Annotated in this window: 24 protein-coding genes, 5 tRNA genes and 2 pseudogenes; 16 read left to right on the forward strand and 15 right to left on the reverse strand. The window is 52.6% G+C overall.

Going from position 1 to position 23,862, the window contains the following annotated elements; all coding sequences use genetic code 11:
• The first annotated feature begins 430 nt into the window (after positions 1–430).
• Positions 431–631 carry a hypothetical protein gene (locus A7Q03_RS05395; protein ID WP_067448002.1) on the forward strand — a complete coding sequence of 67 codons (201 nt, stop codon included), beginning with the start codon at positions 431–433 and terminating at the stop codon, positions 629–631.
• A 482-nt stretch (positions 632–1,113) separates the two neighbouring features.
• Here the strand turns inward: A7Q03_RS05395 and A7Q03_RS05400 are convergent, their stop codons facing one another.
• The 4 genes from A7Q03_RS05400 to A7Q03_RS10150 form a co-directional block, all read right to left on the reverse strand.
• Positions 1,114–3,510 (reverse strand): TonB-dependent receptor, encoded by a 2,397-nt coding sequence (locus A7Q03_RS05400; protein WP_067448005.1) that lies wholly within the window; start codon positions 3,508–3,510, stop codon positions 1,114–1,116.
• A gap of 239 nt (positions 3,511–3,749) precedes the next feature.
• Positions 3,750–4,376, reverse strand: a complete 627-nt coding sequence (locus tag A7Q03_RS05405; protein ID WP_067448007.1) for a hypothetical protein — start codon at positions 4,374–4,376, stop codon at positions 3,750–3,752.
• Positions 4,373–4,519: a hypothetical protein gene (locus A7Q03_RS10145; protein WP_156502937.1), complete on the reverse strand. Its 147-nt coding sequence runs from the start codon at positions 4,517–4,519 to the stop codon at positions 4,373–4,375. Before A7Q03_RS10145 ends, A7Q03_RS05405 begins: the two co-directional genes overlap by 4 nt.
• Positions 4,516–5,514, reverse strand: coding sequence for a hypothetical protein (locus A7Q03_RS10150; RefSeq protein ID WP_156502938.1), 999 nt, complete (start codon positions 5,512–5,514; stop codon positions 4,516–4,518). The genes A7Q03_RS10145 and A7Q03_RS10150 overlap by 4 nt, the downstream gene beginning before the upstream one ends.
• A 41-nt stretch (positions 5,515–5,555) precedes the next feature.
• Here A7Q03_RS10150 and A7Q03_RS10845 point away from each other — a divergent pair.
• Positions 5,556–6,572 (forward strand): annotated as a pseudogene (locus tag A7Q03_RS10845) (recombinase family protein); the annotation flags it as partial.
• A gap of 495 nt (positions 6,573–7,067) precedes the next feature.
• On the opposite strand, the gene A7Q03_RS05420 reads toward A7Q03_RS10845, so the two are convergent.
• Positions 7,068–7,142 (reverse strand) — tRNA-Glu (locus A7Q03_RS05420).
• Between the two features lie 10 nt (positions 7,143–7,152).
• A tRNA-Arg gene (locus tag A7Q03_RS05425) sits at positions 7,153–7,229 on the reverse strand.
• Positions 7,230–7,497: 268 nt separating this feature from the next.
• Between A7Q03_RS05425 and dapE the strand changes: the two genes are divergently transcribed.
• Positions 7,498–8,634: a succinyl-diaminopimelate desuccinylase gene (gene dapE / locus A7Q03_RS05430; protein ID WP_067448013.1), complete on the forward strand. Its 1,137-nt coding sequence runs from the start codon at positions 7,498–7,500 to the stop codon at positions 8,632–8,634.
• Between the two features lie 160 nt (positions 8,635–8,794).
• Here dapE and A7Q03_RS05435 read toward each other — a convergent pair whose 3' ends face one another.
• From A7Q03_RS05435 to A7Q03_RS05445, 3 genes are all read right to left on the reverse strand, one after another.
• Positions 8,795–9,595 carry a 1-acyl-sn-glycerol-3-phosphate acyltransferase gene (locus A7Q03_RS05435; protein ID WP_067448015.1) on the reverse strand — a complete coding sequence of 267 codons (801 nt, stop codon included), beginning with the start codon at positions 9,593–9,595 and terminating at the stop codon, positions 8,795–8,797.
• A gap of 21 nt (positions 9,596–9,616) precedes the next feature.
• Complete coding sequence (locus tag A7Q03_RS05440; RefSeq protein ID WP_067448017.1) at positions 9,617–10,366, reverse strand: GNAT family N-acetyltransferase; 750 nt, start codon at positions 10,364–10,366, stop codon at positions 9,617–9,619.
• A gap of 279 nt (positions 10,367–10,645) precedes the next feature.
• Complete coding sequence (locus A7Q03_RS05445; RefSeq protein ID WP_067448019.1) at positions 10,646–11,191, reverse strand: RNA 2'-phosphotransferase; 546 nt, start codon at positions 11,189–11,191, stop codon at positions 10,646–10,648.
• Between the two features lie 361 nt (positions 11,192–11,552).
• On the opposite strand from A7Q03_RS05445, the gene rpmB reads away from it, so the two are divergent.
• The 4 genes from rpmB to lolD all read left to right on the forward strand — a co-directional run bounded on the left by rpmB (position 11,553) and on the right by lolD (position 14,247).
• Positions 11,553–11,786, forward strand: a complete 234-nt coding sequence (gene rpmB, locus A7Q03_RS05450) for a 50S ribosomal protein L28 (protein ID WP_035579964.1) — start codon at positions 11,553–11,555, stop codon at positions 11,784–11,786.
• Positions 11,787–11,811: 25 nt separating this feature from the next.
• Positions 11,812–11,967, forward strand: coding sequence for a 50S ribosomal protein L33 (gene rpmG / locus A7Q03_RS05455; protein WP_003822324.1), 156 nt, complete (start codon positions 11,812–11,814; stop codon positions 11,965–11,967).
• Positions 11,968–12,323: 356 nt separating this feature from the next.
• Positions 12,324–13,574 carry a lipoprotein-releasing ABC transporter permease subunit gene (locus tag A7Q03_RS05460; protein WP_067448021.1) on the forward strand — a complete coding sequence of 417 codons (1,251 nt, stop codon included), beginning with the start codon at positions 12,324–12,326 and terminating at the stop codon, positions 13,572–13,574.
• Positions 13,567–14,247: a lipoprotein-releasing ABC transporter ATP-binding protein LolD gene (gene lolD / locus A7Q03_RS05465; protein ID WP_067448023.1), complete on the forward strand. Its 681-nt coding sequence runs from the start codon at positions 13,567–13,569 to the stop codon at positions 14,245–14,247. The genes A7Q03_RS05460 and lolD overlap by 8 nt, the downstream gene beginning before the upstream one ends.
• 278 nt (positions 14,248–14,525) lie before the next feature.
• Here lolD and A7Q03_RS09815 read toward each other — a convergent pair whose 3' ends face one another.
• Together A7Q03_RS09815 and A7Q03_RS05475 are read right to left on the reverse strand one after the other, a co-directional pair.
• Entirely contained in the window at positions 14,526–15,026 is a 501-nt protein-coding gene (locus A7Q03_RS09815) for a tetratricopeptide repeat protein (protein WP_369814459.1), read from the reverse strand.
• Between the two features lie 120 nt (positions 15,027–15,146).
• Positions 15,147–15,299, reverse strand: a pseudogene (locus tag A7Q03_RS05475) (hydroxymethylbilane synthase); the annotation flags it as partial.
• A gap of 100 nt (positions 15,300–15,399) precedes the next feature.
• Here A7Q03_RS05475 and A7Q03_RS05480 point away from each other — a divergent pair.
• Entirely contained in the window at positions 15,400–15,777 is a 378-nt protein-coding gene (locus A7Q03_RS05480) for a hemerythrin domain-containing protein (protein WP_067448029.1), read from the forward strand.
• A 117-nt stretch (positions 15,778–15,894) separates the two neighbouring features.
• Here A7Q03_RS05480 and folD read toward each other — a convergent pair whose 3' ends face one another.
• Positions 15,895–16,758, reverse strand: a complete 864-nt coding sequence (gene folD, locus A7Q03_RS05485) for a bifunctional methylenetetrahydrofolate dehydrogenase/methenyltetrahydrofolate cyclohydrolase FolD (protein ID WP_067448031.1) — start codon at positions 16,756–16,758, stop codon at positions 15,895–15,897.
• Between the two features lie 379 nt (positions 16,759–17,137).
• On the opposite strand from folD, the gene A7Q03_RS05490 reads away from it, so the two are divergent.
• From A7Q03_RS05490 to rplI, 7 genes are all read left to right on the forward strand, one after another.
• A tRNA-Pro gene (locus A7Q03_RS05490) sits at positions 17,138–17,215 on the forward strand.
• Positions 17,216–17,247: 32 nt separating this feature from the next.
• Positions 17,248–17,324: transfer RNA gene (locus A7Q03_RS05495), tRNA-Arg, on the forward strand.
• A gap of 12 nt (positions 17,325–17,336) precedes the next feature.
• Positions 17,337–17,412: transfer RNA gene (locus tag A7Q03_RS05500), tRNA-His, on the forward strand.
• A gap of 251 nt (positions 17,413–17,663) precedes the next feature.
• On the forward strand, positions 17,664–18,038 hold the full coding sequence (gene rpsF, locus A7Q03_RS05505; RefSeq protein WP_067448033.1) for a 30S ribosomal protein S6: 375 nt from the start codon (positions 17,664–17,666) through the stop codon (positions 18,036–18,038).
• A 10-nt stretch (positions 18,039–18,048) separates the two neighbouring features.
• Entirely contained in the window at positions 18,049–18,345 is a 297-nt protein-coding gene (priB, locus tag A7Q03_RS05510) for a primosomal replication protein N (RefSeq protein WP_067441469.1), read from the forward strand.
• A 6-nt stretch (positions 18,346–18,351) separates the two neighbouring features.
• Positions 18,352–18,582: a 30S ribosomal protein S18 gene (gene rpsR / locus A7Q03_RS05515; protein ID WP_067441425.1), complete on the forward strand. Its 231-nt coding sequence runs from the start codon at positions 18,352–18,354 to the stop codon at positions 18,580–18,582.
• A 19-nt stretch (positions 18,583–18,601) separates the two neighbouring features.
• Entirely contained in the window at positions 18,602–19,054 is a 453-nt protein-coding gene (rplI, locus tag A7Q03_RS05520; protein ID WP_067448035.1) for a 50S ribosomal protein L9, read from the forward strand.
• Between the two features lie 373 nt (positions 19,055–19,427).
• On the opposite strand, the gene A7Q03_RS05525 is transcribed toward rplI, so the two are convergent.
• Together A7Q03_RS05525 and A7Q03_RS05530 are read right to left on the reverse strand one after the other, a co-directional pair.
• Entirely contained in the window at positions 19,428–21,461 is a 2,034-nt protein-coding gene (locus A7Q03_RS05525) for a M3 family metallopeptidase (RefSeq protein WP_156496201.1), read from the reverse strand.
• Positions 21,462–21,689: 228 nt separating this feature from the next.
• Positions 21,690–22,088 (reverse strand): hypothetical protein, encoded by a 399-nt coding sequence (locus A7Q03_RS05530; protein ID WP_067448039.1) that lies wholly within the window; start codon positions 22,086–22,088, stop codon positions 21,690–21,692.
• Between A7Q03_RS05530 and A7Q03_RS10155 the strand changes: the two genes are divergently transcribed.
• Entirely contained in the window at positions 22,087–22,281 is a 195-nt protein-coding gene (locus A7Q03_RS10155) for a hypothetical protein (RefSeq protein ID WP_153705555.1), read from the forward strand. The two genes, A7Q03_RS05530 and A7Q03_RS10155, sit on opposite strands and share 2 nt — an antisense overlap.
• Positions 22,282–22,338: 57 nt before the next feature.
• Here A7Q03_RS10155 and A7Q03_RS05535 read toward each other — a convergent pair whose 3' ends face one another.
• Positions 22,339–23,835: an efflux transporter outer membrane subunit gene (locus tag A7Q03_RS05535; protein WP_067448041.1), complete on the reverse strand. Its 1,497-nt coding sequence runs from the start codon at positions 23,833–23,835 to the stop codon at positions 22,339–22,341.
• Positions 23,836–23,862: the final 27 nt, after the last annotated feature.

Consider the following 23,862-nt stretch of genomic DNA (forward strand, 5'->3'; position numbering starts at 1 on the left):
TACATAAAACATAAATAAGAAGAACTTAACTTTGGAAACAAAGTTAAGTTCTAAAGTCATTATTTTTTGTTATTCCAAAGCCCAAAATTAACTGAACTCTTGAAATCTTGGCACGCTGTACTTTCTATACTATGAACTCAACGGATGCATATCCTACTACCAAAAATCTTTCGTGTTCAGCCTAGCTCTCGCTTCTGGCAACAATCTTGTAAATCTGTGAAGGGTGAATTTGCTCGCCCAAATTCTTGGTAACTTGCTTGGCTATTCTCGTTATTCCTACCCCTATCATTGCTTTTGTGCAGTATCACAATATGTCGATTCCTCCTCAAATATTGGTGGTAACAAACAACACATAGTCTCCATCTGACTGGCTGCGGTCGATACTTTTCAGCTCGTCATGTTCTTGTCGTGCATCGCTCAGGCATTGGAAGTGAACTTCGAATGGGTGGCCACTGGCAAAGGAGAAATGACCGGCATCATGTATGAGCCAGTGCGAGAGGTGCTGGCCGAAGCCTTGCCCGAATACAACAACTATACTGAAGAGCAGCGCGAGTTTTTGTGCCTGTTTGATAAACTGCCCAAGGGCAAGCATGAAATTCTGTTCACGTTTATGTGGGAGTGGGTGAGGTGAAAAATTTGGAGCCGGTGGAGTTCTTGGAATTTCAGGTAGCCTGCAGGTTTTTGAGTTTGATCTGTTCGCAAACCTACGGGCTGGAGTTACGCGATTACTGTGATGTTTTTAGATGTTGGAATACAGTTAGAAAATCAGCGAACTGCTCAATAAAAAAGTATTTGATACTCTGTTACTTATTAACGATGGGAAACCGGAACATAAAGCATTGATGGAATAGTGCTCAGGCTGCTGGCCCAGCTCGTTTCCTCTTCCAGGCAAAGATGGGCATGAGATGACGGCCAGAAATATCCAACAGCTTCTGCTTATGTGGTCTTAATATCAGGGAGTTCAAACTCATTGCCCCTTCCATTTTGATCAACACCTACAGGGTAGGTAGACAAGCTGGCTGCTATGTTTGTTGGTAGGCAATTCAATTGGTATTAAAAAATGACGGATTTACACTACTGTAAATCCGTCATTTTAGATAATGGGATACTTAGTTAGAAAGAAACCCGCACTCCCGTTCGTACCGATCTGCCCGGCAACGGAGCCAAATACTTCAAGGTGGAGTTATGCGGACGTGCTTCGGTATTACTCAGATTTCGGGCATCCAAAAACCATTCCATTTGAGCGGACTGTCCCAATTGATGGGAGTAATTCAGGTACATATCCCAAATAGTATACCCACCCAAACTGATTTCTTCGTTGATGACGCGCCCTAAATGTTTTTGTGGTAAATAGTGAGTCAAACTGCTGCTGAGCATCCAGTTTCCTTTACTCCAAACTAAACTTGCTCCGTATCGTGATGCTGGTAGTCCGGGCATATAATCACCATCATTTTTACGGCGCACATATTCATCCCATGAAGAACTATTGGAATCATTTTTACCGGTAAAAACCGGACTATTTTTTACCCAATCTACAAATACTTTTGCTTCTAAAGTACCATAACGATCTAAATGAAAATGATGGGATGCTTCTAATTCCATCCCTTTAATCCGGGTATCTCCCTGCCGCCATTCTTTATAAGGCAGCCCATCCCCTTTATCTGTGCCAGTTTGTCCCAAGTAGATATAGTCCTGGAAACGGGTTTGGTAATAATTAACCTTCAGTCGGCTATTTCTCCAACTAATTTGTTGGCTGAATTCCCATGTATTGGCCGTTTCAGGCTGCAAACGCGGATCGCCGTGCTCATTGGTTAAAATGGCGTAGTGTCGGTTACTGGCAAACAGCTCGTTTACTTCCGGCGCCCGTTGCGAACGGCTGTAGCGGATACCGGTTTCCCAACCTTCAGCAGGCTGCCACTTTAAAGCTGCCTGATAGCTGTTCAATTCAAACATTTTATTATTATGTTGTTTGATATAACCTTCATTTAAGCCGCGCCCAGGCTGGTAATTGCCCAATATGGCTTGCTGACGGGTGCGTCCATGCCGCGCACCGATATCAGTTGACCAATTTCCCCAATTAAACTTCTGCAACGCAAACACCGCATATTCGGTCGTTTTTGTGTCCGGCAGATAACGATCAACCCCCTCACCGTTAGTGCGGCGTTGTGTCCAATCCCCGCCCAACACTCCCTGCCACCATTGGATAGGTCGGTAATTTATCTCTAGTCTTCCTTGGTTGCTTTGGCTATTCAGGCTGTCGGCAAATTGGTTGCCGAGCAACTCACGGTTTGTCGCATCAATATGCGCAAAAGAAAACCTGACGTTATCCAACCAGGGTTGTTGCGAACGATACATCCCATCCAGTAGCCAACGGGCTTGGCTGCTTTCTATATTAACTGGTGACAATGCATTCTTCCTACCAGCTCGCGTGGATAAGGAGGCATAGCCCGGTACCCCGTAGCGGTTCAGATAACGGCTGACCCCCAACCCAATATATCCATCTGCACCGATATAGCTGACACCGGCCGATACAGATTGTTGGTGCATATGGCTATTGGCCATTTTGCCGTGTTCATTAGGTGTTACATCTTCAATACTTCTCAACCGTCTGCCTTTGCCTTCGGTAACAGATGGATCATATCCGGGATTTTCCACCCAATTGCCGTAAGAAGGCTTATCCCGACGGTAAACATCGGAAATATCCAATTCGTATTGGTCTAAGTAGTCTTTACCTCTGAGTAGATAATTCCGATCTACATATTTATAGAACCCCTGATTGAAGAAATACTCGTAATTCCTCGAAACTTGACACAAGAGAGTCAGCGGATAATTGGTATTGATTTCTGCCCGATTGTGGCATATCGCAGCCTTACTGTCTCCCGGTACGCGGTAGGATGAAATCTTGTTATTCATCCCGTCGATATGCCAGGCAATCTGCCCGCTTTTGCCGGTAAGGTTGAATAACTGCGTGGTCGGAGTATTGTATCCCCCGCTGATTTCCCCCTTGCCGCCAAAATTTTTCTCCGGCAGTTGTTGGGGAATCTGCCCAGTTTCCACTTGAACCGCCCCTCCAACAGCATGCCCTCCATACAACACGGCAGCAGAAGATTTCTGTACAGTTATCTTATCAGCTAGGAAAGGCTCAACCGCACTGGGCAGATTGCCGCTGATACCGGCCATATCCGATATACCCAAACCATTTTGCATCAGGTATACCCTCGATCCGGTCAAGCTGCGGATTTGCGGCAAACCGTTATTGGGGCCGAAGCTGTTGTTGTGAACACCACTGATTTTTTCTACCGTCTGCCCCAAGGATATTGCTCGAACAGATTGCAGATCTGAGTTATAAAGCACGCTCTTGCTACCGCTATCCAAACGGGCACCCGATTGCGGGGTTTTACGTCCCGTGATATGAATCTCCGATAACTCTACTGCATCTTCAGCCCAAACTGTTGTTGGGTAAGTATTAAAAACAACTAAACCTACTGACAGAAAAACAAAAAACTTCATAGCTACACCAGTTACACTATGTTATTCTATAACATAGTGTAACATGATTTAATAAAACAGCTCTACTGAGATCTTAAAATAGGTGGTGATGCAGATGCCGGGCACTATGATGCAGCTATTACTTACCCATACGCCGGCCATTTGGGCAGGTCGTTGCACTGGTTGTCGGCTACTTTTACCAGTCCTGCATATTTTTTGCACGGCGTCCGAATAGCTGCCAGCTGGCGGTAGTGGTTTCATCAATCGTGCCGGTGGTGTTGGCGGTTTTGCGGGTAGAAATTCACCGAACTATCCACTCTCAAGCACTGTGCCGAGTCCAGCATAGGCAGGAAGCGGGAAAATAGCCGGTCGGCCGGCATATCGTCGATTTCTTCCAGCGAACCGATACTCAGGCCGTCACCGTCAATTTGGCTCATGATGCCGTAGCAGACGGCCTTACTGCCGTTGTGGAACTGGTAACGGGTATCGGCAATCTGTCGCCGCCCGGATTTATAGCCGATCCAACCACTCAAAATCGGGCTGCGTCGGATGGCATCGATGTGATACATCAGGTTGGTTTGGCTCTGCTGTAAGCGTGGCGCCACAATCCCTTCTTCTTGGAAAGGGGTAGTAGCCAAATATTCCAGGCAGTACATTTCTTTCACTGCTGTTTTACCGGTCCGGCGGCAGGAAAAATCCACCGTATTGCGGTGGTCGTCCATCTCCTGCATCTTCAATACCTGCATCGGGTCGAGACCGACGTTGTGCACATGCTTGTGCCACAGGGCATGCGGCCTGATGCCGGTAACCTGATCGGGTCGGGCATAGCGCATGATTTCCTGCTCGGCGCTATGCTGTATTTGGATGCGTTGGGCGGCGGTCGTCATGCAGCCTCCGTCTGTGGAGCCAACTGCGCCAAATAAGCCGTCCATTCCTCATGGCAGTCGCGGCACACGTCCAAATATTGCAACTGCTCGTGCCCGTCCAATTTGGCACCGCAGTCGGCGCAGTAGTCAGCTGGCAGCATCATTTATCCCCATTCTGCTGCCGGTATTCAATCAACACCGGGTCTTGCTGCTTGCGTGCGTTAGCGCGTTGCGCCAGCACTGCCAAGTTCTCCAGTGCTTTGGCACTGCGCTCGGAGAATTCCAAAAGCGACTGCTGGGTGGCGGCATCCTGTTTCAGGTGGCCTAATGCCTGCTCTTCCTGCTCGATGACTTTCGGTGTCATTCCCATATCGGCCAACGACAGACCATTTTTGCTCAAGAAATCCTGCAGGCTGCGAATCAGCGGATGGGAGTGGACTTCGTAAATCACCTTCATCTCGCCGCTGGCCCGGTCGAGGTATTCGCCGATCACTACATTGCCTTCCTGATCCACCTTCCATGCCGGTGCGCGCAAAACCACCCCGTCCGCCACAATCGTCTGCAGTATCTGCTGGACGATGGCGGTGATGGCCGCCTGCATATCGGCATAAATCTCGGTCAAATACCGCGGGTCGCGCTGCTCGAACGCGGCGTGGTGCAGCATAAACAGCTGCGTCTGCTTTACGCAGGCCGGCTGGCTGCGGCAGTATTCGCGATCCACAGTGCAGGTGCGGCAGGCCGGGTAGCCGTCCGGCTTGGCCGGGAAATAGGTGGCGGTGCGGGCATTCATGCCGTGTTTGAGCGCATTGAAGCGGGTCCTTCGTGTTTCCTCCGGCGTCGGGTGGCCTTCCAGATTCTTACGCACCGCCGCCTTGCCTTCCGGCGTCTTCGGACCAGTGGCATTTGCCCAGCCCTTCATTAGGTTGCGGTGCCAGGCCGCCTGGGCACAGGTCTCCCCGCATTTCGGGCAGGCTGCCTGATAGGCAAACGGGTGCCACTCGCATTCAGGCGCATCCCGCACCGTCTGCGGCGCACACTCAAAAGTGTGCTTGCAGGCGGTGCAACGGAAAACAACGGTATCGAGGGATTGGGAAGAATGGTCGGCCATACGGGCATTAAACGACCAAAGACAAGAACAAAACAGGGGTATTTTTGGCACAGGATAGGCAGTAAAATCCACCCTACACAGGAAGGGAAATCATGAAACGAGCAATCATCTATGTGCGGGTCAGTACCACCCGCCAAGCCGACGAGGGCATTTCAATCGATGCCCAGACAGATCAATGCAGAAAGAAAGCCCAAGAGCTCGGTGCCGGTGTGCTGCAGATATTCCGCGATGAGGGTATTACCGGTACTTCGGCTGTGAAGAGGCAGGCATTTCAACGCGCGATTCATTATTGTGCGGTAAACGATGTGGACTACTTTATCGTCTGGTCCACCTCCCGTTTCGCCCGTAATAAGTTGGATGCCGCCCGCTACAAACTGCTGCTGCGTGAAAACGGTACCCGCCTGGTATATGCATCGATGAATATCGATAGCGACACTGACGAGGGCTGGTTCACCGATTCGATTATGGAAATTATGGATGAGCAGGTATCACGCCAAATCAGTCGCGACACCCGCCGCGCCATGTTGAAAAACGCGGAAGAAGGCTGGTTTAACGGCGGACGCGCACCGTTCGGCTATCAAATAACCAGCCAGGGCAAACGCCGTAAACTGGTGCCGAACGATGCCGAAAAAACACTGGTGCAGGAAGCCTTCCGCCGTTTTGCGGCAGGGGAGGGCGCCGTTGCCATCGTCCGCAGTTTTACTGGGCGCGGTCATACCCGGCGCGGGGCCGAATGGCAGGCCGCCAGCCTGTCGCATATGCTGAAAAACCGTGTCTACATCGGGCAGACCGTGTATAACAAACGCAGCGGCAACAAACCCAACCCGCCGGAAGAGTGGATTATTCGGCAAACCCACGAGCCGTTGGTTTCGGAAAAAGATTTCGAAGCCGTACAAAAACGCTACCGGCCGGATTATAAGCAAACCGGCAGCCCTTCCAGCCGTTTCCTATTCACCGGTTTGCTGCGGTGCGGCCACTGCGGCAAGGCCATGAGCATTGAAACCGCCACCGGTAAAACCAAACGCCGCTACAATTACTACAACTGCAGCGGCTTCAAGAAAGGTTGCAATTGCATATCGCGCCGCATATCGGCCGAAAAGCTGGATGACTACCTGCTAAATATTGTGGTCGACAAACTGCTTACCCAAGAAGTGGTCAGCGATTTCATCGGTGAGGCTTATCGGAAATACGTCGAAAAACGTACCAATAATGCCGAGCAGCGCAAACTACTCCAGCAAGAACTCACCGAACTACGCCGCCGGCGCAATACCCTGTTTGAACTGGTGGAATCAGGGCTGTCCGGTTCAGACAGCCGCTCCCTGCTTGAGCGCGTGGCCGGTTATGATGAACGGGAACAAACCCTGCTCATCGAACTCGACAAGCTGGCGGGCGCGCCCGATGTTGATGCAATCCCGGAGATTGATGTCGACAGCGCATTACGCACGCTGAGAACTATCCTCCTGAATACTGCAAATGAAAAAAAGCTCCGCATTTTATTGCAGAGCTTTATCGGAAAAATTGATATAAATCCCACTGAAGTGGTTATACACTACAACCCGGAACGAATTATCAATGATTCCATAGGGGTTCATAGTACGGAAAGTTGGCACGCCCAGGGGGAATCGAACCCCCGTTACCGCCGTGAAAGGGCGATGTCCTAACCGCTAGACGATGGGCGCGGATAAATTATGGCGCACCCGGAGCGATTCGAACGCCCGACCCTCTGGTTCGTAGCCAGATACTCTATCCAACTGAGCTACGGGTGCGCTGTGAAGTTCTGAATTATATTTAGGATTAATTTCCAAGTCAAGCTATTTCGCCGAAAATATTCCCTATTCATGCACAATATTGTCTAGCTGTTTCATTCATCAGTAAAAATAAATGTTATATAAGCCCTTTTTATCAAATACTTTTAAACTGTACAGCTTGGTTTCCAGGTAGCTTTCCCTAGCTTGCAGACTACCTATAACTTGGCAAATCCAACCAAACTCGCTATAACCCAGCTTCATCACCATCTACCCAATTCTGCTCCTCATGACCGAAACTTCTTCCCTCTGGCTGGCCAAACAGCTTATTGCCCGGGCCTCCATCACCCCGGATGACCACGGCTGTCAAGAGATAATTGCCGAACGTTTACGCGCCATTGGTTTTTCTATTGAACACATGCCCTTTGGCCACACACAAAACTTATGGGCGCGGCGCGGCAGCGGTATGCCGCTATTGTGCTTTGCTGGCCATACTGACGTTGTTTCGCCCGGCTCCGTTGGAGCATGGGCATCTCCGCCGTTCCAGCCCACCGAACGCAACGGCAAACTCTACGGGCGCGGCTCAGCCGACATGAAAACCAGCATCGCCTGTTTCATTACTGCCTGCGAGCGCTTTATTGCACAGCATCCACAATTTTCAGGTAGTCTCTCCCTGCTAATTACTTCAGACGAAGAGGGCGACGGCAAAGAAGGCACCGTGCGCGTGGTTGAAACCCTGCACCAACGTGGTGAGCATATCGACTACTGCATCATCGGTGAGCCTACCGCGGAACACATCCTGGGCGATACCATCAAAAATGGCCGACGCGGCTCGCTTTCAGGTAGCCTCACCATCCACGGCAAACAAGGACACATCGCCTACCCCCACCTCGCCGCCAATCCCATTCATCTGGCCGCTCCCGCTCTAGCCGAGCTCACTGCCGAGCATTGGGACAACGGCAACGCCTACTTCCCGCCCACCGGCTTCCAAATTTCCAATATCCACGCCGGCACCGGCACCACCAACGTTATCCCCAGCGAGCTATCCGTACAATTCAACTTCCGTTTCTCCTCAGAAATCGATGCCGCAAGCCTGCAACGCCGGGTAGAAGCCATATTAGATAAACATCATCTGCACTACAGCCTCCAATGGCAGCTCTCCGGCCAACCCTTCATTACCGAAGCCGGCCGACTCACCCAAGCCGCTCAAGCTGCTATTGCCGAGGAATGTAGCATCCAAGCCGTCCTCTCCACCGGCGGCGGCACCTCAGATGGCCGTTTCCTCAAAGCCATTGCCCGCGAACTTATCGAACTCGGCCCAGTAAATGCCAGCATCCACCAAATCGATGAGCACATCGATCTAGCTGCCATCCCCCGGCTTTCTGCCATTTACGAAAATATCTTGCGCCGCTTGTTACTCGATTAAACCTGTTGGGTATTTCAACCCGAATGCCACAAAGTTTCAGGTGGTCTGCTTATCTACAGGCTACCTGAAAATTCAATGCACTGAAATAAAAAATAAAATTACAAGACCAAACAAAAGGCCGTCCCTACAAACTGGACAGCCCAACAATCATCACGACAGCTTAAGTCCGCTCGAACACAGCCCCCTTTTCTTCCACCACGCTCTCCGGCGGCAGCCCGCGCAGTTTGGCCAGTTTGGCCGCAATTTGCACTTGGGCGGCAGCACATAGGTCTTGTCGTGTTTTGCCTTCCGGCGAGATCGGTTCCAGAAAATATAGCACGCCTTCGCTGCGCCGTTGCGGAAGGATGCGGCAGAACGACTGCCAAAGGCTGGTTTCACCGCAATAGGCCATATCCGTGTTCGGGCTGCCGTCTTCATTCGGGTAGTACACCAGCACCGGCCAAACCGGATATTTGCCAATAATGGCGGTATCGAACAGCCCGCTCTTAAACGGCTTGATGCCCCGCCCGTCGGTGCTTGTTCCTTCGGGGAATACCACCGCATAATCCTTTTCTGCCAAAATCTGCAACAGCACATCCATCACCTGCTGCGATGATTGGCGGTTGCCGCGTTTAATAAAAATCGTGTCCACCCGCGCCACCAGCCAGCCGATTACCGGCCAGTCGCGCACTTCCTGCTTGGCCACAAAGCGCACGGCCTGCACAGAGTTGATGAGGAAAATATCCAGCCAAGAGATGTGGTTGCCCACCATAAACTGGCCACCTTCGGCGAAAAAACGTTCCGCGCCGTGCACGGTCAGCTTGGTACCGAACACTTTCATGCACTGGCGCGACCAGCGTTGAATCCGCCATTGACGTTTGGCCTTATCTTCACGGCCGAAAAACAAGGCTACCTGAAAGCAGCCCCACAACAAAATGGCAGCCACCCCAAATAGCCTGACAATCAGTCTGAGCCTACGCATCAGCTAACCTTGTCTTCTGATTTATTTAACAAAATGTTTGGCGTAACGCGGATGGATATTGGCCATCGGCATCATTACCAGCATATCGGCACTACCGAAATCCTTATCCCAATGCGGCTCGCCGCAAATCCATATGCCGGCGCGCAGATAGCCTTTCATCAGAGGAGGTGCTTCCACCTCCAAATCCTGCCGCAGTTCGTTCAGCGGCAGCGGCACTTTCGGGAACACGCGATATTCCTCGGGCGAGTAATGGGTTTGTTTAAGCTGGTTAAACAGGCTGGCGGCATAGTGTCCGCCGTCGTCCACATGCACGCTACCACAGCCGATCATGTATTCTAGGCCATGTGCTTGCATGAAACTGATCAAACCCATCCACAGCAATGAAATCGTGCCACCAGTACGGTAGTCTTTGTGTACGCAGGCGCGACCTAGCTCCACGGTTTTGGGCAGGATATGGCGAATGCGGGAGAGGTCGAATTCCGAATCGGAATACCAACCACCGGCGGCTTGGGCAGCTTCTTCGGTGATCAAGCGGTAGGTGCCGATGATGCGGCCGCTGGTTTTGTCGCGCACGATCAGGTGGCGGCAGAATTCATCATAACGGTCGATATCGCGGCCGTCTTCACCGTGTATACCGGCGCCCATCTCGCGGCCGAAGATGTCGAAACGCAGACGTTGCGCTTCTTCCACGGCATCAGCTTCGCGGGTCACACTCACCTCAAGATTGCCGCCGTCCACCAGCAGCCATTCTTGGTCTTTTGTCTGTTGCATGGGTGTTTCTCCTGAGAAACGTGCATTTCGCACAGGCCGAACTGTAAAGCCACAAGGCGCAAGTGGCAAGTAGATTGTTTGCCCGTGCGGCGGAAATGGCGGATTTTAACAAAGGTTTTACTCGACAGCGAAATGGCACGCCTTAGATTATTCAAGAATATCGTCGGCCAAATGTTTGCTCTAGGTTAAAGTTTGTGCCTTCAGGTAGCCCTGTTAATCCATAGCTAAACAGGCTACCTGAAAGCCTGCCTAAGTAGTATAAATCTTTCAGGTAGCCTCTTACATTCGCCGTAAAAACCGTGGCGGCACTTCCTTAATTAGCCATACTTTATTGGCTGTTAAATAAAACACAAAACCCTGCCGCCGCATCAGCCCGGCCTGCACTTCCAATACCAACGGCTTGCCGTGGCGGCCACCTACCGACACAGCCGTCTCCACATCGCCCGACAGGTGCACATAATGCCGGCTGCCCGGCAACAAGCCTTGCTCTTCAATAGCTTCGGCAAAACGCTGCGCCGTGCCGTGATACAGGATTTCCGGCGGCTCGGTTTCGGTGTGGGCAATATCCACCTGTGCAGTGGAATGCCCTTGCTCGGCACGGATTTTGCGGCCATCGGCAGACAGCGTAAACCGTTTTTTATTATTGGTAGCCACCACTTCATGCAATAGCGGCAGGCTGATGTTGCGCCCGTGCGCAGCTGCCTGAGTTAATAGTTCACCCACATCTGCCCAGCCTTCGCCATCTAGCGTCAAACCGATGGCTTCGGGATGATGGCGCAGGATATAACTGAGGAATTTGCTCACGCCGGCGTTTGATTTGTCCATTGTATTGCCTTTAAATCTGGTGTTTGGCTGTATTTTGATATCGCGCTGGGATTAAAAAACGAAAAATATTAAATGAGCCCTACCACATTCATCAAACCATACCGGCCTGATGCAGCACTTGTTCCTAGCAATTAAGGCTACCTGAAAATAAAATCATTAAATAAATAAACTTGTTAAAACAGCATGTTAAATACAAAAACCTATCCAGCACACCGTTGTAGGCACCCTACCCACAAAATGTTGTATCCAGCAGCACATCCGCCAAGTTCATCGCGATAGAACTTGAACCGAAAATGCTTTCTATGGTATAAAGCAAGTTTCGTTTCTATCTAATATTTTTTTGAAGTTTGGAGAATTAACCATGGCACGAGTTTGCAAAGTAACCGGGAAGCGGCCGATGTCCGGTAACAACGTATCGCACGCCAACAACAAAACCAAGCGCCGTTTTTTGCCGAACCTGCAATCGCGCCGTTTTTGGGTTGAGAGCGAAAACCGCTGGGTGCGCCTGCGCGTTTCCAACGCGGCTTTGCGTTTGATTGACAAAGTTGGCATTGATGCCGTTCTGGCTGATCTGCGCGCACGCGGCGAAGCCTAATCACATTATTTAAGGAATTAGAGTCATGCGCGATAAAATCAAGCTGGAATCCAGCGCCGGCACCGGCCATTTCTACACCACCACCAAAAACAAGCGGACTACCCCCGGCAAATTCGAAATCAAAAAATTCGATCCGGTTGCCCGCAAGCACGTGGTTTACAAAGAAACCAAGCTGAAATAATCTTTCAGCCACACTTTCTACTCAGACTGCATTTTCTGCTTGGCAGAGAATGCAGTTTTCTATATCTGCCGCACTAAGGGCGCATCTGCCGTTAAATAGGGCAAATGCGCGTAATACCAATGCCCTGCCGGGCAAAGAGCCTGTATACTATGCGCCGCTTTTTGCAAATCTAATGCTTGACCAAGTTTGCATATCGTGTGCCTTGCCGCCATATCAAATACACTGCTGAAGCATATTTTGCAAATGAAGCGAACTGATGCTGCATGAAGTGATTTTTAGCCAGATAAAGGCTACCTGAAACCCTGCCAATCCCATGATTGCAGCCTGCTTCGGCAGACTGCGGAGCCCATTCCACTATGCTTTCCTTAGAAACTTGGATCGGCCTGCGCTACATGCGCGCCAAAAAACGCAACGGGCTGATGTCTGTTATCAGCATCATCTCGATTTTCGGCATTGCCACCGGCGTAACCGCGCTGATTGTGGTGCTTTCCGTAATGAACGGTTTTCAAAAAGAAATTCGCGGCCAGCTGCTGCAAGTTACCCCGCATATGCAGATGAGCTATCTACAAGCTGATCCGGGTGACACTTGGCAAGGCTTGGCCAAAATCGCTCAAGTCAACCCACGTGTGCTGGGTGTGGCGCCCTACGTGAGTGGGCAGGCGCTGTTGGCTAATTCCGGTGAGGTGCAGGGCGTGCAGGTAAAGGGGATCGACCCGGCTGAAGAACCAAAAGTGTCAGAATACGGCGAAAAGCTGCCCAATGAGCTGTATCAGCAGCTCAAACCTGGCCAGTTTGAAATGATTTTGGGCAAAGATATTGCTGATCGCTTAGGCGTGCAGCCGGGCGAAAAAGTTACTCTGATTTCGCCTGAAGGCAACGTTACACCGGTAGGCATGGTGCCGCGCATGAAGCAATTCACCGTGGCTTCCACTGTTTCCACCGGCATTTTCGCTGTGGATAACAGCTTGTCTATTATCCATATTGAAGACGCCAAAACCCTGTATCGTGCCGGGGATGGCGATGTTAGCATTCAGCTGCGCCTTTCGCAGCCGGAAACCGCACCCGACGTGACCGCCACTATTGTGCCCGCCGAGCAGCGCAACCGTATCGCCGCTTTCGACTGGACCTACCAAAACCGCGACTACTTCCAAGCCGTGGAAGTGGAGAAGAAGATGATGTTTGTCATCATGTTCTTCATCAGCCTTGTCGCCTCCATCAATCTGATTTCCACCCTCATTATGACTGTAACCGAAAAGCAGGCTGCCATCGCCATTTTGCGCACCCTCGGCCTGCCCCCGCGCGGCATCATGAAGATTTTCTTGGTGCAGGGTACGCTCTTGGGCGTGGTTGGCACCGCCATCGGCGTGGTGCTGGGCGTGACTGTGGCGCTGAATGTGGGCGTTATCGTTTCTGCCATCGAGCAGATGGCCGGTCGCAAGCTGGTTACTTCCGCCATCTATTTCATCGACTATATGCCTTCGCAAGTAAAGCTGTCTGATGTGCTAGCGATTATTGCTATTTCCCTCGGCCTCTCCTTCGTGGCCACCATGCTGCCCAGCTGGCGCGCATCCAAAACCCAACCCGCAGAGGCCTTGCGCTATGAATAAAGAAGCCGTTATCCAATGCCAAAACGTAGGCAAAACCTACGACGACGGCAGCCTCAAAGTAGAAGTGCTGCGCAATATCGATTTTCAGGTAGCCTCAGGCGAAGGCATCGGCATCATCGGCGCCTCCGGCAGCGGCAAATCCACCCTGCTGCACATTCTCGGCGGGCTGGATAAACCCACCAGCGGCGAAGTGAAAATCCAAGGTCAGGGCCTAAACAGCCTCTCCCAGGTGGCTATCGGCCAGCTGCGCAACCGGCATTTGGGCTTCGTTTACCAATTCCACCACCTGCTGCCCGAGTTTTCCGCGCTGGAAAACGTGATGATGCCGCTTTTGGTGGCACGCAAGAGCCGGGCCGAAGCGCAGACGGCCGCTGCCGAAATTTTAGAAAAAGTCGGCCTTGGCAGCCGTATGACCCACCGCCCCGGCGAACTCTCCGGCGGCGAACGTCAACGTGCCGCCATCGCCCGCGCCCTGGTAACCAAGCCCGACTGCCTGCTGGCTGACGAGCCCACCGGCAACCTCGACCGCAAAAACGCTATCCATGCATTGGAAATGATGCTGGAGCTCAAACATGAGCTGGGTACCGCTCTCATTGTAGTTACCCACGACGAGCAACTGGCCAAACGCTTCGACCGCGTGCTCACTATGGACGACGGCAGTTTGCGGGCTTGAATCTATCCAACAACTATCCAAGCCGCCTAGCGCATAACAAAGGCTACCTGAAAGCTCAAACTAGAAAGAGTTTGGCAATTTTCAGGTAGCCTTTGCCCATTTCCGAAAATGAAGGCATAAATCACCCTGCCCCGATAGCATTTCAGGTAGCCATTTATTTCAGATGGTATCGGGTTACCTGAAAACAGAAGTGATTTACTTATCCAACCGTTTCAATTGTTTGGTAGCATATTTATCATCTGCTGCCGCAGCGCAGCGGTAGTAGCGGATAGCTTTTTTCAGATGGCCTGCATCTTCATACAGGACACCGAGGTTGGATAATGCAAGGATGCTACCCGCGTGGGCGGCGAGTTTGTACTATTTCTCCGCCAGTTTTTTGCTGCAGGGCACGCGCCTTTGCCGTTGTTAAAACCGAGGTTGTTACAGGCGGCGGCATTAACCTGCAAGGCGGCGCGGGCGTACCATTTGCGGGCTTTGGCGTGGTTTTGTGGCAGGCCGAGGCCTTTTTCGTATAGGTAGCCGATGGCTTCCTGTGCTTCGGCATGGCCGTAGTTGGCAGCGCGGTGGTAGTGCTTTTCAGCTTTGGCAAGGTTTGGCTTGACGCCGTAGCCGTATTGGCGGGCGCGGCCGAGGACGAACCAGTTGTCGGGGCAGCCTTTTTTGGCGAGTTTGCGGTAGGTGCGGCAGGCGGTGCTGGCTTCGGCCAGGTCGGCGGAGAAAGAGGCGCAATGGAGGTATTCGAGCAGGGTGGCGCGGTAGAGGGATTTGGGGTTTATGATTTTCCTTTAGAGGTGTTTTCAGGTAGTCTCAAGCACAGGCTACCTGAGACGTTTGGAGGGCATTCGTTTTGATTTTACTGAATACTGCCCTGATGCCGTTCAGTTTTGTTCCTACTTTTTTTAAGTAGCCTGCTCGGCCAACACGGCGGCGATGAGCTCTTGAGCGCCGTTGTCGGCCAGTTTTTTGGCTACGGCACGGCCGAGAGCATCGGCGTATTCGCGCAGAGCTTGGGCCTCTTCACGCAGGATGACGGAGCCGTCGGAATGGCAAACGGCGGGCAGTCTATCATGAAACGGCGGCGTGTTTGTGGGCGTTTTGCGCTGCCCGCTATATAATCTGGCCATCGTTCGACCACTTCAGGCTACCTGAAAAATGAAACGCCATCCCCTGTTGATTCCGCTGTCGCAAGACCACCACCATTCGCTGGCCATGTGTGCCCGCATCTTGCGCGACCCTGCCGCCGACCATCGTGCCGATTTTGCCAAGCAGAAAGATGATTTGCTGGCGCATTTTGCCGAAGAGGAAGCGCTGTTTGCGCCGTGGTGGGATAAATTGGCACAGCCGGCCATGCAACGGCGTTTTGAGGACGAACATGTGCTGTTGCGCCAAATGCTGGCCGCGCCTCAGTTCGACAATCCCGGTTGGATGAAGACTTTTGCCGAAATCCTGCGCGGCCATGCGCGTTTTGAAGAGCGCGAACTATTTCAGGCGTTTCAGGAAATCTTGGGTGAAGAGGGAGAGGCTACCTGAAAATATTGTGTGGCTTGCCCAGTAGGGTTTCAGGTAGCCTTTTGAGTGGCTATATCATATAGAAAAACAAGAGCAAACTGCCGATATAGCAGTTTGCTCTTTACATACAAGTACGCCTTAGGCTGTCGGCTTGTCGTGCAGCGTAGCGGCATAGTAGGTGTTTTCCAGCAGGATGGCGATAGTCATCGGACCTACGCCGCCGGGAACGGGAGTAATCATGGAGGCACGCTCTTTGGCGGCTTCAAAATCCACATCACCACAGAGTTTGCCGTCTTCTAGCCGGTTGATGCCCACATCCACCACCACGGCGCCAGGTTTAATCCAGCTGCCCTGAATCAGCCTGGCTTTGCCCGTGCCCACTACCACTACGTCGGCTTTAGAAACCTCATGCTCCAAGTTTACAGTAAAGCGGTGGCATACGGTAACAGTGGCACCAGCCAACAGCATTTCCAGCGCCTGCGGGCGGCCAACAATATTGGATGCGCCCACGATTACCACTTTTTTGCCGCGCAGCTCCACGCCGTAAGTTTCTAGCAGGGTCATCACTCCTTTGGGTGTGCAAGGGCGCATCAGCGGCATTTTCATGGCCAGCCGGCCGATGTTGTAGGGGTGGAGGCCATCCACGTCTTTATCCGGCTGGATGCGCTCGATAACCGACTGGCTGTTAATGTGTGCCGGCAAGGGTAGCTGCACCAAAATGCCGTCCACGGTGGGGGCGGTATTGAGTTCGTCAATCAGCTGAAGCAGTTCTTCTTCGGTAGTGGAAGCGGGCAGCTCGTAGGAACGGGAATCGAAATTAGCCTTTTCACAGGCAATTTTTTTGTTGTGCACATACACTACACTGGCAGGATCACTACCAATCAGCAAAACAGCCAAACACGGGGGGCGCAAGCCTTGTTTGCAGCGCTCGGCCACTTTGTCGGCAAGTTTCAGCAGACGTTCGTTGGCAACGGCTTTACCATCGAGAATCTGGGCTGTCATGGACTGTTCCTTTTCTGTCGGGGTGGGTGGGGAAGTAAAATGGATTGGCTGAATGGCTGCCACGAATAGAAGTAGCAATCTATTGATAAAAAATAAAGATAATCCATGCAGCACTATGCGCTGCAGTCAGCAATTGTTAAGGTTTCAACGATTGTCGACGTGGCGATTATAGCATGTTGCTAATAACTCTTTTGGGCTGCTGGAAATCTTGCCCGTGTGAGTTTACTGTGCATATACGTACTGGTGTTGTGAATTAGATATTCTATTAATAAATTGTTATTTAACATGAAATGTTATCCATGAAAGCAAGGCGACATTTAATTTTGAATCACCTGCTTGACAAAACAAAAGCAGCGTGGGTAAAATCCTTATTTCTTATCGGGGCGTAGCGCAGTCTGGTTAGCGCATCTGCTTTGGGAGCAGAGGGTCGTGAGTTCGAATCCCACCGCCCCGACCAAAGTTCTCTGAGAAATTGTGAACGACAGGATAGCGCCCGTAGCTCAACCGGATAGAGCACCCGCCTTCTAAGCGGGCGGTTACAGGTTCGATTCCTGTCGGGCGCGCCATAAAGTTTTATGGTGGCTGTAGCTCAGTTGGTAGAGCCCCGGATTGTGATTCCGGTTGTCGTGGGTTCGAGCCCCATCAGCCACCCCAAATTGAAAACCCGTATGCTGAAGCATACGGGTTTTCTTTGTATCCCAAGCTTATTTCACCCCACTAAATCCTCTTTTTCAGGTAGCCTGTATTGATTGTGCAAATATTGTACACACACTAAGCCACGATTATTCTGCTACCCCCAGCAAATACTTGCTTACGCTATACTTTACCGATATAATGCTACGCTTTCCACCCTTGCCCGCTGTTTCCGCATGACGGCGGGCTGTATTTAGCCATAAGGAGAGAACATGCGTCATTACGAGATTGTATTTATCGTTCATCCCGACCAGAGCGAGCAAGTACCTGCCATGGTTGAACGTTACAAAGCCCTGATTACCGAAACCGGCGGCCACATTCACCGCTTGGAAGACTGGGGTCGCCGCCAGTTGGCCTACCCCATCAACAAGCTGCACAAAGCACACTACGTGCTGATGAACATCGAGTGCACCCCGGCTGCCATCGAAGAGCTGGAAACCGGTTTCCGCTTCAACGACGCCGTATTGCGCCACCTGACCATCAAAATGGACGAAGCTGTTACCGAAGCTTCTCCCATGATGAAGGAAGAAAAATCCAAAAACCTGCTGAATGGCCAGCCTCAGGAAGAAGTTGCCACCAAAGCCTAAGAGTGAGATTTTGAACAATACTGTAAGCCTTACCGCCCGCATCAAGGATGTCGATGCCTTGCGCTACACCCCGGCCGGCATAGCCGTATTGGGATTGGTTTTAGAGCATGAATCGTGGCAAACAGAAGCAGGCGAACATTATCTCGCCCGGTTTGAACTCCAGGCGAAATTAATCGGCAAACAGGCAAAATTCTGGCAATACAAAGCAGGCAGTATGGTGGATATATCCGGATTTCTTGCGGCTTACAGCCAAAAATACCGTCGCCCCATATTGCATATACAGACAATTATTGAAAATAAAGGTTGAATTGAGATGGCTCGTCAAACATTTAAACGTAGAAAATTCTGCCGCTTTACCGCAGAAGGCATCAAACAAGTAGATTACAAATCAGTTGATTTGCTGAAAGATTTCATTTCCGAGAACGGTAAAATCATTCCTGCCCGCATTACCTGTACTAAAGCCCATTATCAGCGCCAGCTGTCTGTGGCCGTAAAACGTGCCCGTTTCCTGGCTCTGCTGCCGTACACCGACCAACACAAATAATTAACGGAGAATTTATATTATGCAAATCATTCTGTTAGAAAAAATTGGCGGCTTGGGCAATCTGGGTGATGTGGTAACCGTAAAGAATGGCTATGCCCGCAACTTCCTGATTCCGCAAGGTAAAGCCAAACGTGCTACCGAAGCTGCACTGGCCGACTTCGAGGCTCGCCGTGCCGAACTCGAGGCTCGTCAGGCTGCAATCCTGGCTGATGCACAGGCTCGTCAGGCTAAACTGGAAGGCCAATCTATCACTATCGCCCAAAAGGCTGGCGTGGACGGACGCTTGTTCGGTTCTGTAACTAACGCCGACATTGTCGAAGCTATCCGTGCATTTGGTGTGGAAGCTGTTAAAGCCAACGTACGTCTGCCCAACGGCCCTTTCAAAGTAGTTGGTGAATACGAAGTCGAAATTGCCCTGCATGCTGATGCTGTAGCCAATATTACCGTGGTTGTTGTGCCGGCCACAGAATAAGTCCACGCTGTTATCTGCAACATCAAAAAGGCTACCTGAATATTTCAGGTAGCCTTTATTTTATTGTTTTTACTGTATAAGGGATAAATACGTTTTTTAATGTGGCTAAAGCAATTATTTTCATAAAAGTAAAAGGCCACGCGGCATAAACAGTATGGGTAGATAAGATGGCGAAATATAGCTAAATACTTATTTCTTCATCCGATGTTGGTTCACTTTGCGGTATTCCCGTGCTGTCTGGGACTGCAGCTTTGTCTCTTTCCTGTTTGGCATGACTATAATTTATTCAGTAGAAGGGCTACCTGAAAATTTTAGTTTCGTAGAAAAATGTGCTGCGCTTCGTTTTCAGGTAGCCTTTTCTTTACTCTGCGGTTTAGGCACCGTTCAAATCGAAGCCGCTGTGCCGGAGTAGGGCGTCGATGCTGGGGGCGCGGCCGCGGAAGGCTTGGAAGGATTCGGCGGCGCTGCGCGAGCCGCCCACGGCGAGGATTTCCTGCCAGAAGCGGCGGCCGCATTCGGCCACATCGCCGCTTTCTTCAAATGCGGCGTAGGCATCAGCGCTGAGCACTTCAGCCCAGGCATAGCTGTAGTAGCCGGCCGAGTAGCCGCCGGCGAAGATGTGGCCGAAGCTGTTGGCGAAACGGTTGTAGGCGGGCGGTTGCACCACGGCCACTTCGCGGCGCACGCTGTCCAACACTTGAGCCCAGCCGGAAAGACGGTTGGGATTGGTTTCGCTGTAAATCAGCATGTCGAACAAGGCGAATTCCATCTGACGCACGAGGAACATGCCGCGTTGGAAGTTTTTGGCGGCGAGCATTTTGTCGAACAATTCCTGCGGCAGTGGTGCGCCGTTGTCTTCGTGTTCAGACATGCCGCGCAGCACATCGTATTCCCACACGAAGTTTTCCATAAACTGGCTGGGCAGCTCCACAGCATCCCATTCCACGCCGTTGATGCCGCTCACGCCCAGCTCGTCCACTTGGGTGAGCAGATGGTGCAGGCCGTGGCCGGTTTCGTGGAAAAGGGTGAGGATTTCATCGTGGGAGAGGCGGGCTTCTTTGCCTGCTGCGGGCGGGGTGAAGTTGCATACCAGATAGGCGGTGGGGCTTTGCAGCTGGCCGTTGGGCAGGAGGCGGCGGCCTTTATAGTCGTTCATCCACGCGCCGCCGCGTTTACCTTCGCGGGCGTACAAATCCATAAACACGCCGCCGATGTGCGCGCCGTTTTGCGAGAGCTCGAAATAGCGCACGTCGGGGTGCCACACAGGCACGGTTTTTTCGGTGAAATCCACGCCGTAGAGCAGTTTGATTTGGGCGAACAGGCCGAGGAGCACTTTGTCCACGGGGAAGTATTTTTTCACTTCGGTTTCGCTGAACGAATATTTGGCCTGACGCAGTTTTTCGGAGGCGTAGGCCAAATCCCAGGGCTGCGGGTTTTCAATGGCGAGGGTGTCGCGGGCGAAGGCCTGCACGGCGGCAAAGTCTTGTTCGGCGAATGGTTTGGCGCGTTTGGCCAAATCGCGCAGGAAGTCCAGCACTTGCGCGGGAGAATCGGCCATTTTGGTGGCCAGCGAGAGCTCGGCGAAGTTGGCATAGCCCAGCAGCTTGGCTTCTTGTAGGGTGATTTCCAGGCGGCGGGTAATGTTGGGGCTGTTGTCGAACCGGCCTTCATTGGAAAGCTCGCTGGCGCGGGTAACGTAGGCACGGTATACCTCTTCGCGCAGTTCGCGGTTGTCGGCGTATTGCATCACGGCGAGGTAGTGTGGCATTTGCAGGCCGATTTTGTAGCCGCTTTTGCCTTCGGCCTGCGCGGCGGCAGCAAACATGGCCATGGCGTCTTCAGGTAGCCCGGAGAGCGGCTCGGCATTGTCGAAATAGAGGGCGAAGGCATCGGTGGCATCAAGCACGTTTTGCGAGAATTTGGCGGCTAGTTGTGCGCCTTCGGTTTGCAGGGCAGCGAATTCGGCCTGTTTTTCGGGCGGCAGCTCGGCGCCGCTGAGCACGAAATCGCGCAGGTCGTGGTTGAGCTTGGTTTGCTGCGCCGGGCTTAAGGCGGCGAATTCGGGGGAGCTTTTGATGGTTTTGAAGCGTTGGTAAAGCTCGATGTCTTGGCCGATTTCGGTAAAGAACACGGTGATTTCCGGCATCAGCTCGTTATATACGGTGCGCAGCTCGGGGGTGTCGGCCACGGAGTTGAGGTGCGATACCACGCCCCAGATGCGGCCGACGCGCTCGGTGATGTCGGTAAGTTTTTCCACGGTGTTGCCCCAAGTGGCTTTGCTTTGAGCCTTAACTGCGGCAATGCCGGCCCGGGCTTCGGCGATGGCGGATTCGAGTGCAGGGCGGATGTGGGCGGTTTGGATTTGGTCGAAACGCGGCTCTTCACCGAGTTGGAGCAGGGGATTCACGGATTGTCCTTTTGATGATGGGGATGATACGGGCAAATAGGGGCGGGGCGGGTTTTCACAAGGGCAGGGGCAGGGTTAATTGGTGTTTTCAGGTAGCCTGGGTTTGAATCGGCTTGAGGCTACCTGAAAATGAACATCCGGTTGTGGCGGAATAGGGCGGTTTGAGTCTGTTGCGCTTAGCGATGCGGTTTCAGGTAGCCTTTGCTGATACAGCCTTGGGCAGATGACTCAATGGGATAGTTGGTGGGCTTTTAGCAGCTGGTAAAACAGTTCTACTGCTTGGGCGTGCTGCTGTGCGGAAATCGGGAGGGATAGGAAATTTGGCCAATCGATATCGGCAGGGCTGAAGCCGCAGACGTAGGCCAGGATCATGTTGGCAAAGCCAGCGGTGGATTCGGCATAGCCCAGTTGTTGGGCAACGAAATCGTGGAAGGGTCGAAGGGTGTCGGGTTCGTCAATATGGTGACAGCGGGTGGCCATGGTGTAGCCGCTGATGAAGTTCATCAGGCTGGGAAGCGTGGGCGGGTTGATATACATACCGAGCCGGTTTTGCATTTGGAAGAGCAGGGCAGAAAGGGTGGTGGGAAAAGGCATGGTGTGGATTGGGGCTACCTGAAAAGTGGGCATGATTATAGCCAAAGCGCATTTCACTTCCTACCGCGTGAGCCAGCCTTGCGGTGCTGTTTGTACTGTATCCGGCTCGGTAGGAAAAATCATGGCTTTGGCTATGGCCAAAGTGCCGGTTTCAGGTAGCCTCAAGTTTTCAGGTAGCCTCAGTTGCGGTGTGAATACGGATAAAAAACTGCCGACCTTTCTATGATATGTGTGGGAGGGTCGGCAGGGCAGGCTGCCTGAAAACGTAATGAGGGCAGCCGGATTATTTGCCGTTTGCTGCGGCAGGGGCAGAAGCGGCTTCTGCTGTGGCTTGGGCCGGCGTTGCTGCTGCGGCTGGTGCGGCTTCGGTGTGTTGCTTGAGGCCGCCGCCGAGGGCTTTATAAAGGTCGGCTAGGTTTTCCAGCATGGAAAGCTGGGTAGCGAGCACAGCGGCATCGGCGGAATAGCTGCTGCGTTCGGCATCGAGCACTTCCAGCGAGCTAGACACGCCGTGGCGGTAGCGCAGATTAATCAGGCGCAAGCGGTCGTTGTAGGCTTTTTGGGTTTGCACGCGGGCATCGTATTGTTGTTGCAGGGTTTCGCGTGCCACCAGGGCGTTGGATACATCTTGGAAGGCGGACTGCACGGCTTTTTCATACGTGGCCACGGCCGATTGCTGGCGCAGTTTTGCCACATCCAGGCTGGCGCGCAGACTGCCCCAGTTGAAAATCGGTACTTTGATGGTGGGGGAGAATACCCAGGTGCGGTTTATGCCGTCGAATAGGCGATTCATCTCGGTGCTGCCGGTGCCGATGCTGCTGGTGATGCTGATGCTAGGGAAGAAGGCGGCACGGGCGGCGCCGATATTGGCATTGGCCTGTCGCAGGTCGTGCTCGGCAGCGCGGATATCGGGGCGGTTTTGCAGCAAGTCGGAGGAGAGGCCGGCGGGCAGTTGGGTGATGCGGAACTGTTTATTCAGCGGCAGGCCGGCGGGCAGATTGTTGGGCACGGGCTGGTTAATCAGCACGGCCAGGGCGTTGTGTGCCTGCTCGCGGGCGCGCAGGGCGGCGGCGTAGTCGGCTTTGGCCGATTCAATCAGGGCTTCCATTTCACGCAGGTTGACGGCAGAAATCACGCCGGCGTTGTGCTGGATTTGGTTGAGCCGGTAGGTTTGCTCGCGGGTTTGCAGCACTCTTTGTGCAAGCTTCATGGATTCTTCGGCGTAGCGTTCGTTGAAATAGGCTTTGGCTACGGCGGAAACCAGCGCGAGGTGGGCGGAATCACGCGCGGCGGCGCTGCTGAAATAGCCTTGCAGTGCGGCTTGATTGTTGCTGCGGGCTTTGCCGAACAGGTCGAGCTCGTAGGAGGCGATGCCGAGGCCGACGGTGTAGGATTCAGCAATGTAGGAGCGGCCGGTGGCGCTCAAATCTTGCGCCACGCGGGTACGTTGGCCGGTGCCGCTGGCGTTGATGCCGGGCAGTGAGGCGGCGCGGGTAATGGCGTATTGGGCTCGCACTGCTTCGGCATTCAGGGCGGCCATGCGTAGGTCGGGGTTGTTTTGCAGCGCCAGGGTAATCAGGGATTTAAGGCGCGGGTCGGCAAAGTAGTCTTCCCAGCCGGTGTCGGCGGCACGGCTACTTTGGTTGGTGGCGGTGTCGTAGCGGAAGCTGGCGGGCACGTTTACTTCGGGCTGCTGATAGCGTGGCGCAAGGGTGCAGGCGGAGAGCAGCAGGCTGAAGGCGAGGCTGCCGGCAATCGGTTTTAAAACGGTTGTTCTCATGTGCTTTGTCCTTATGGTTTTCAGGTA

Source organism: Eikenella sp. NML99-0057 (assembly GCF_001648535.1).
In the GTDB taxonomy this organism is placed as follows: Bacteria; Pseudomonadota; Gammaproteobacteria; order Burkholderiales; family Neisseriaceae; genus Eikenella; species Eikenella exigua.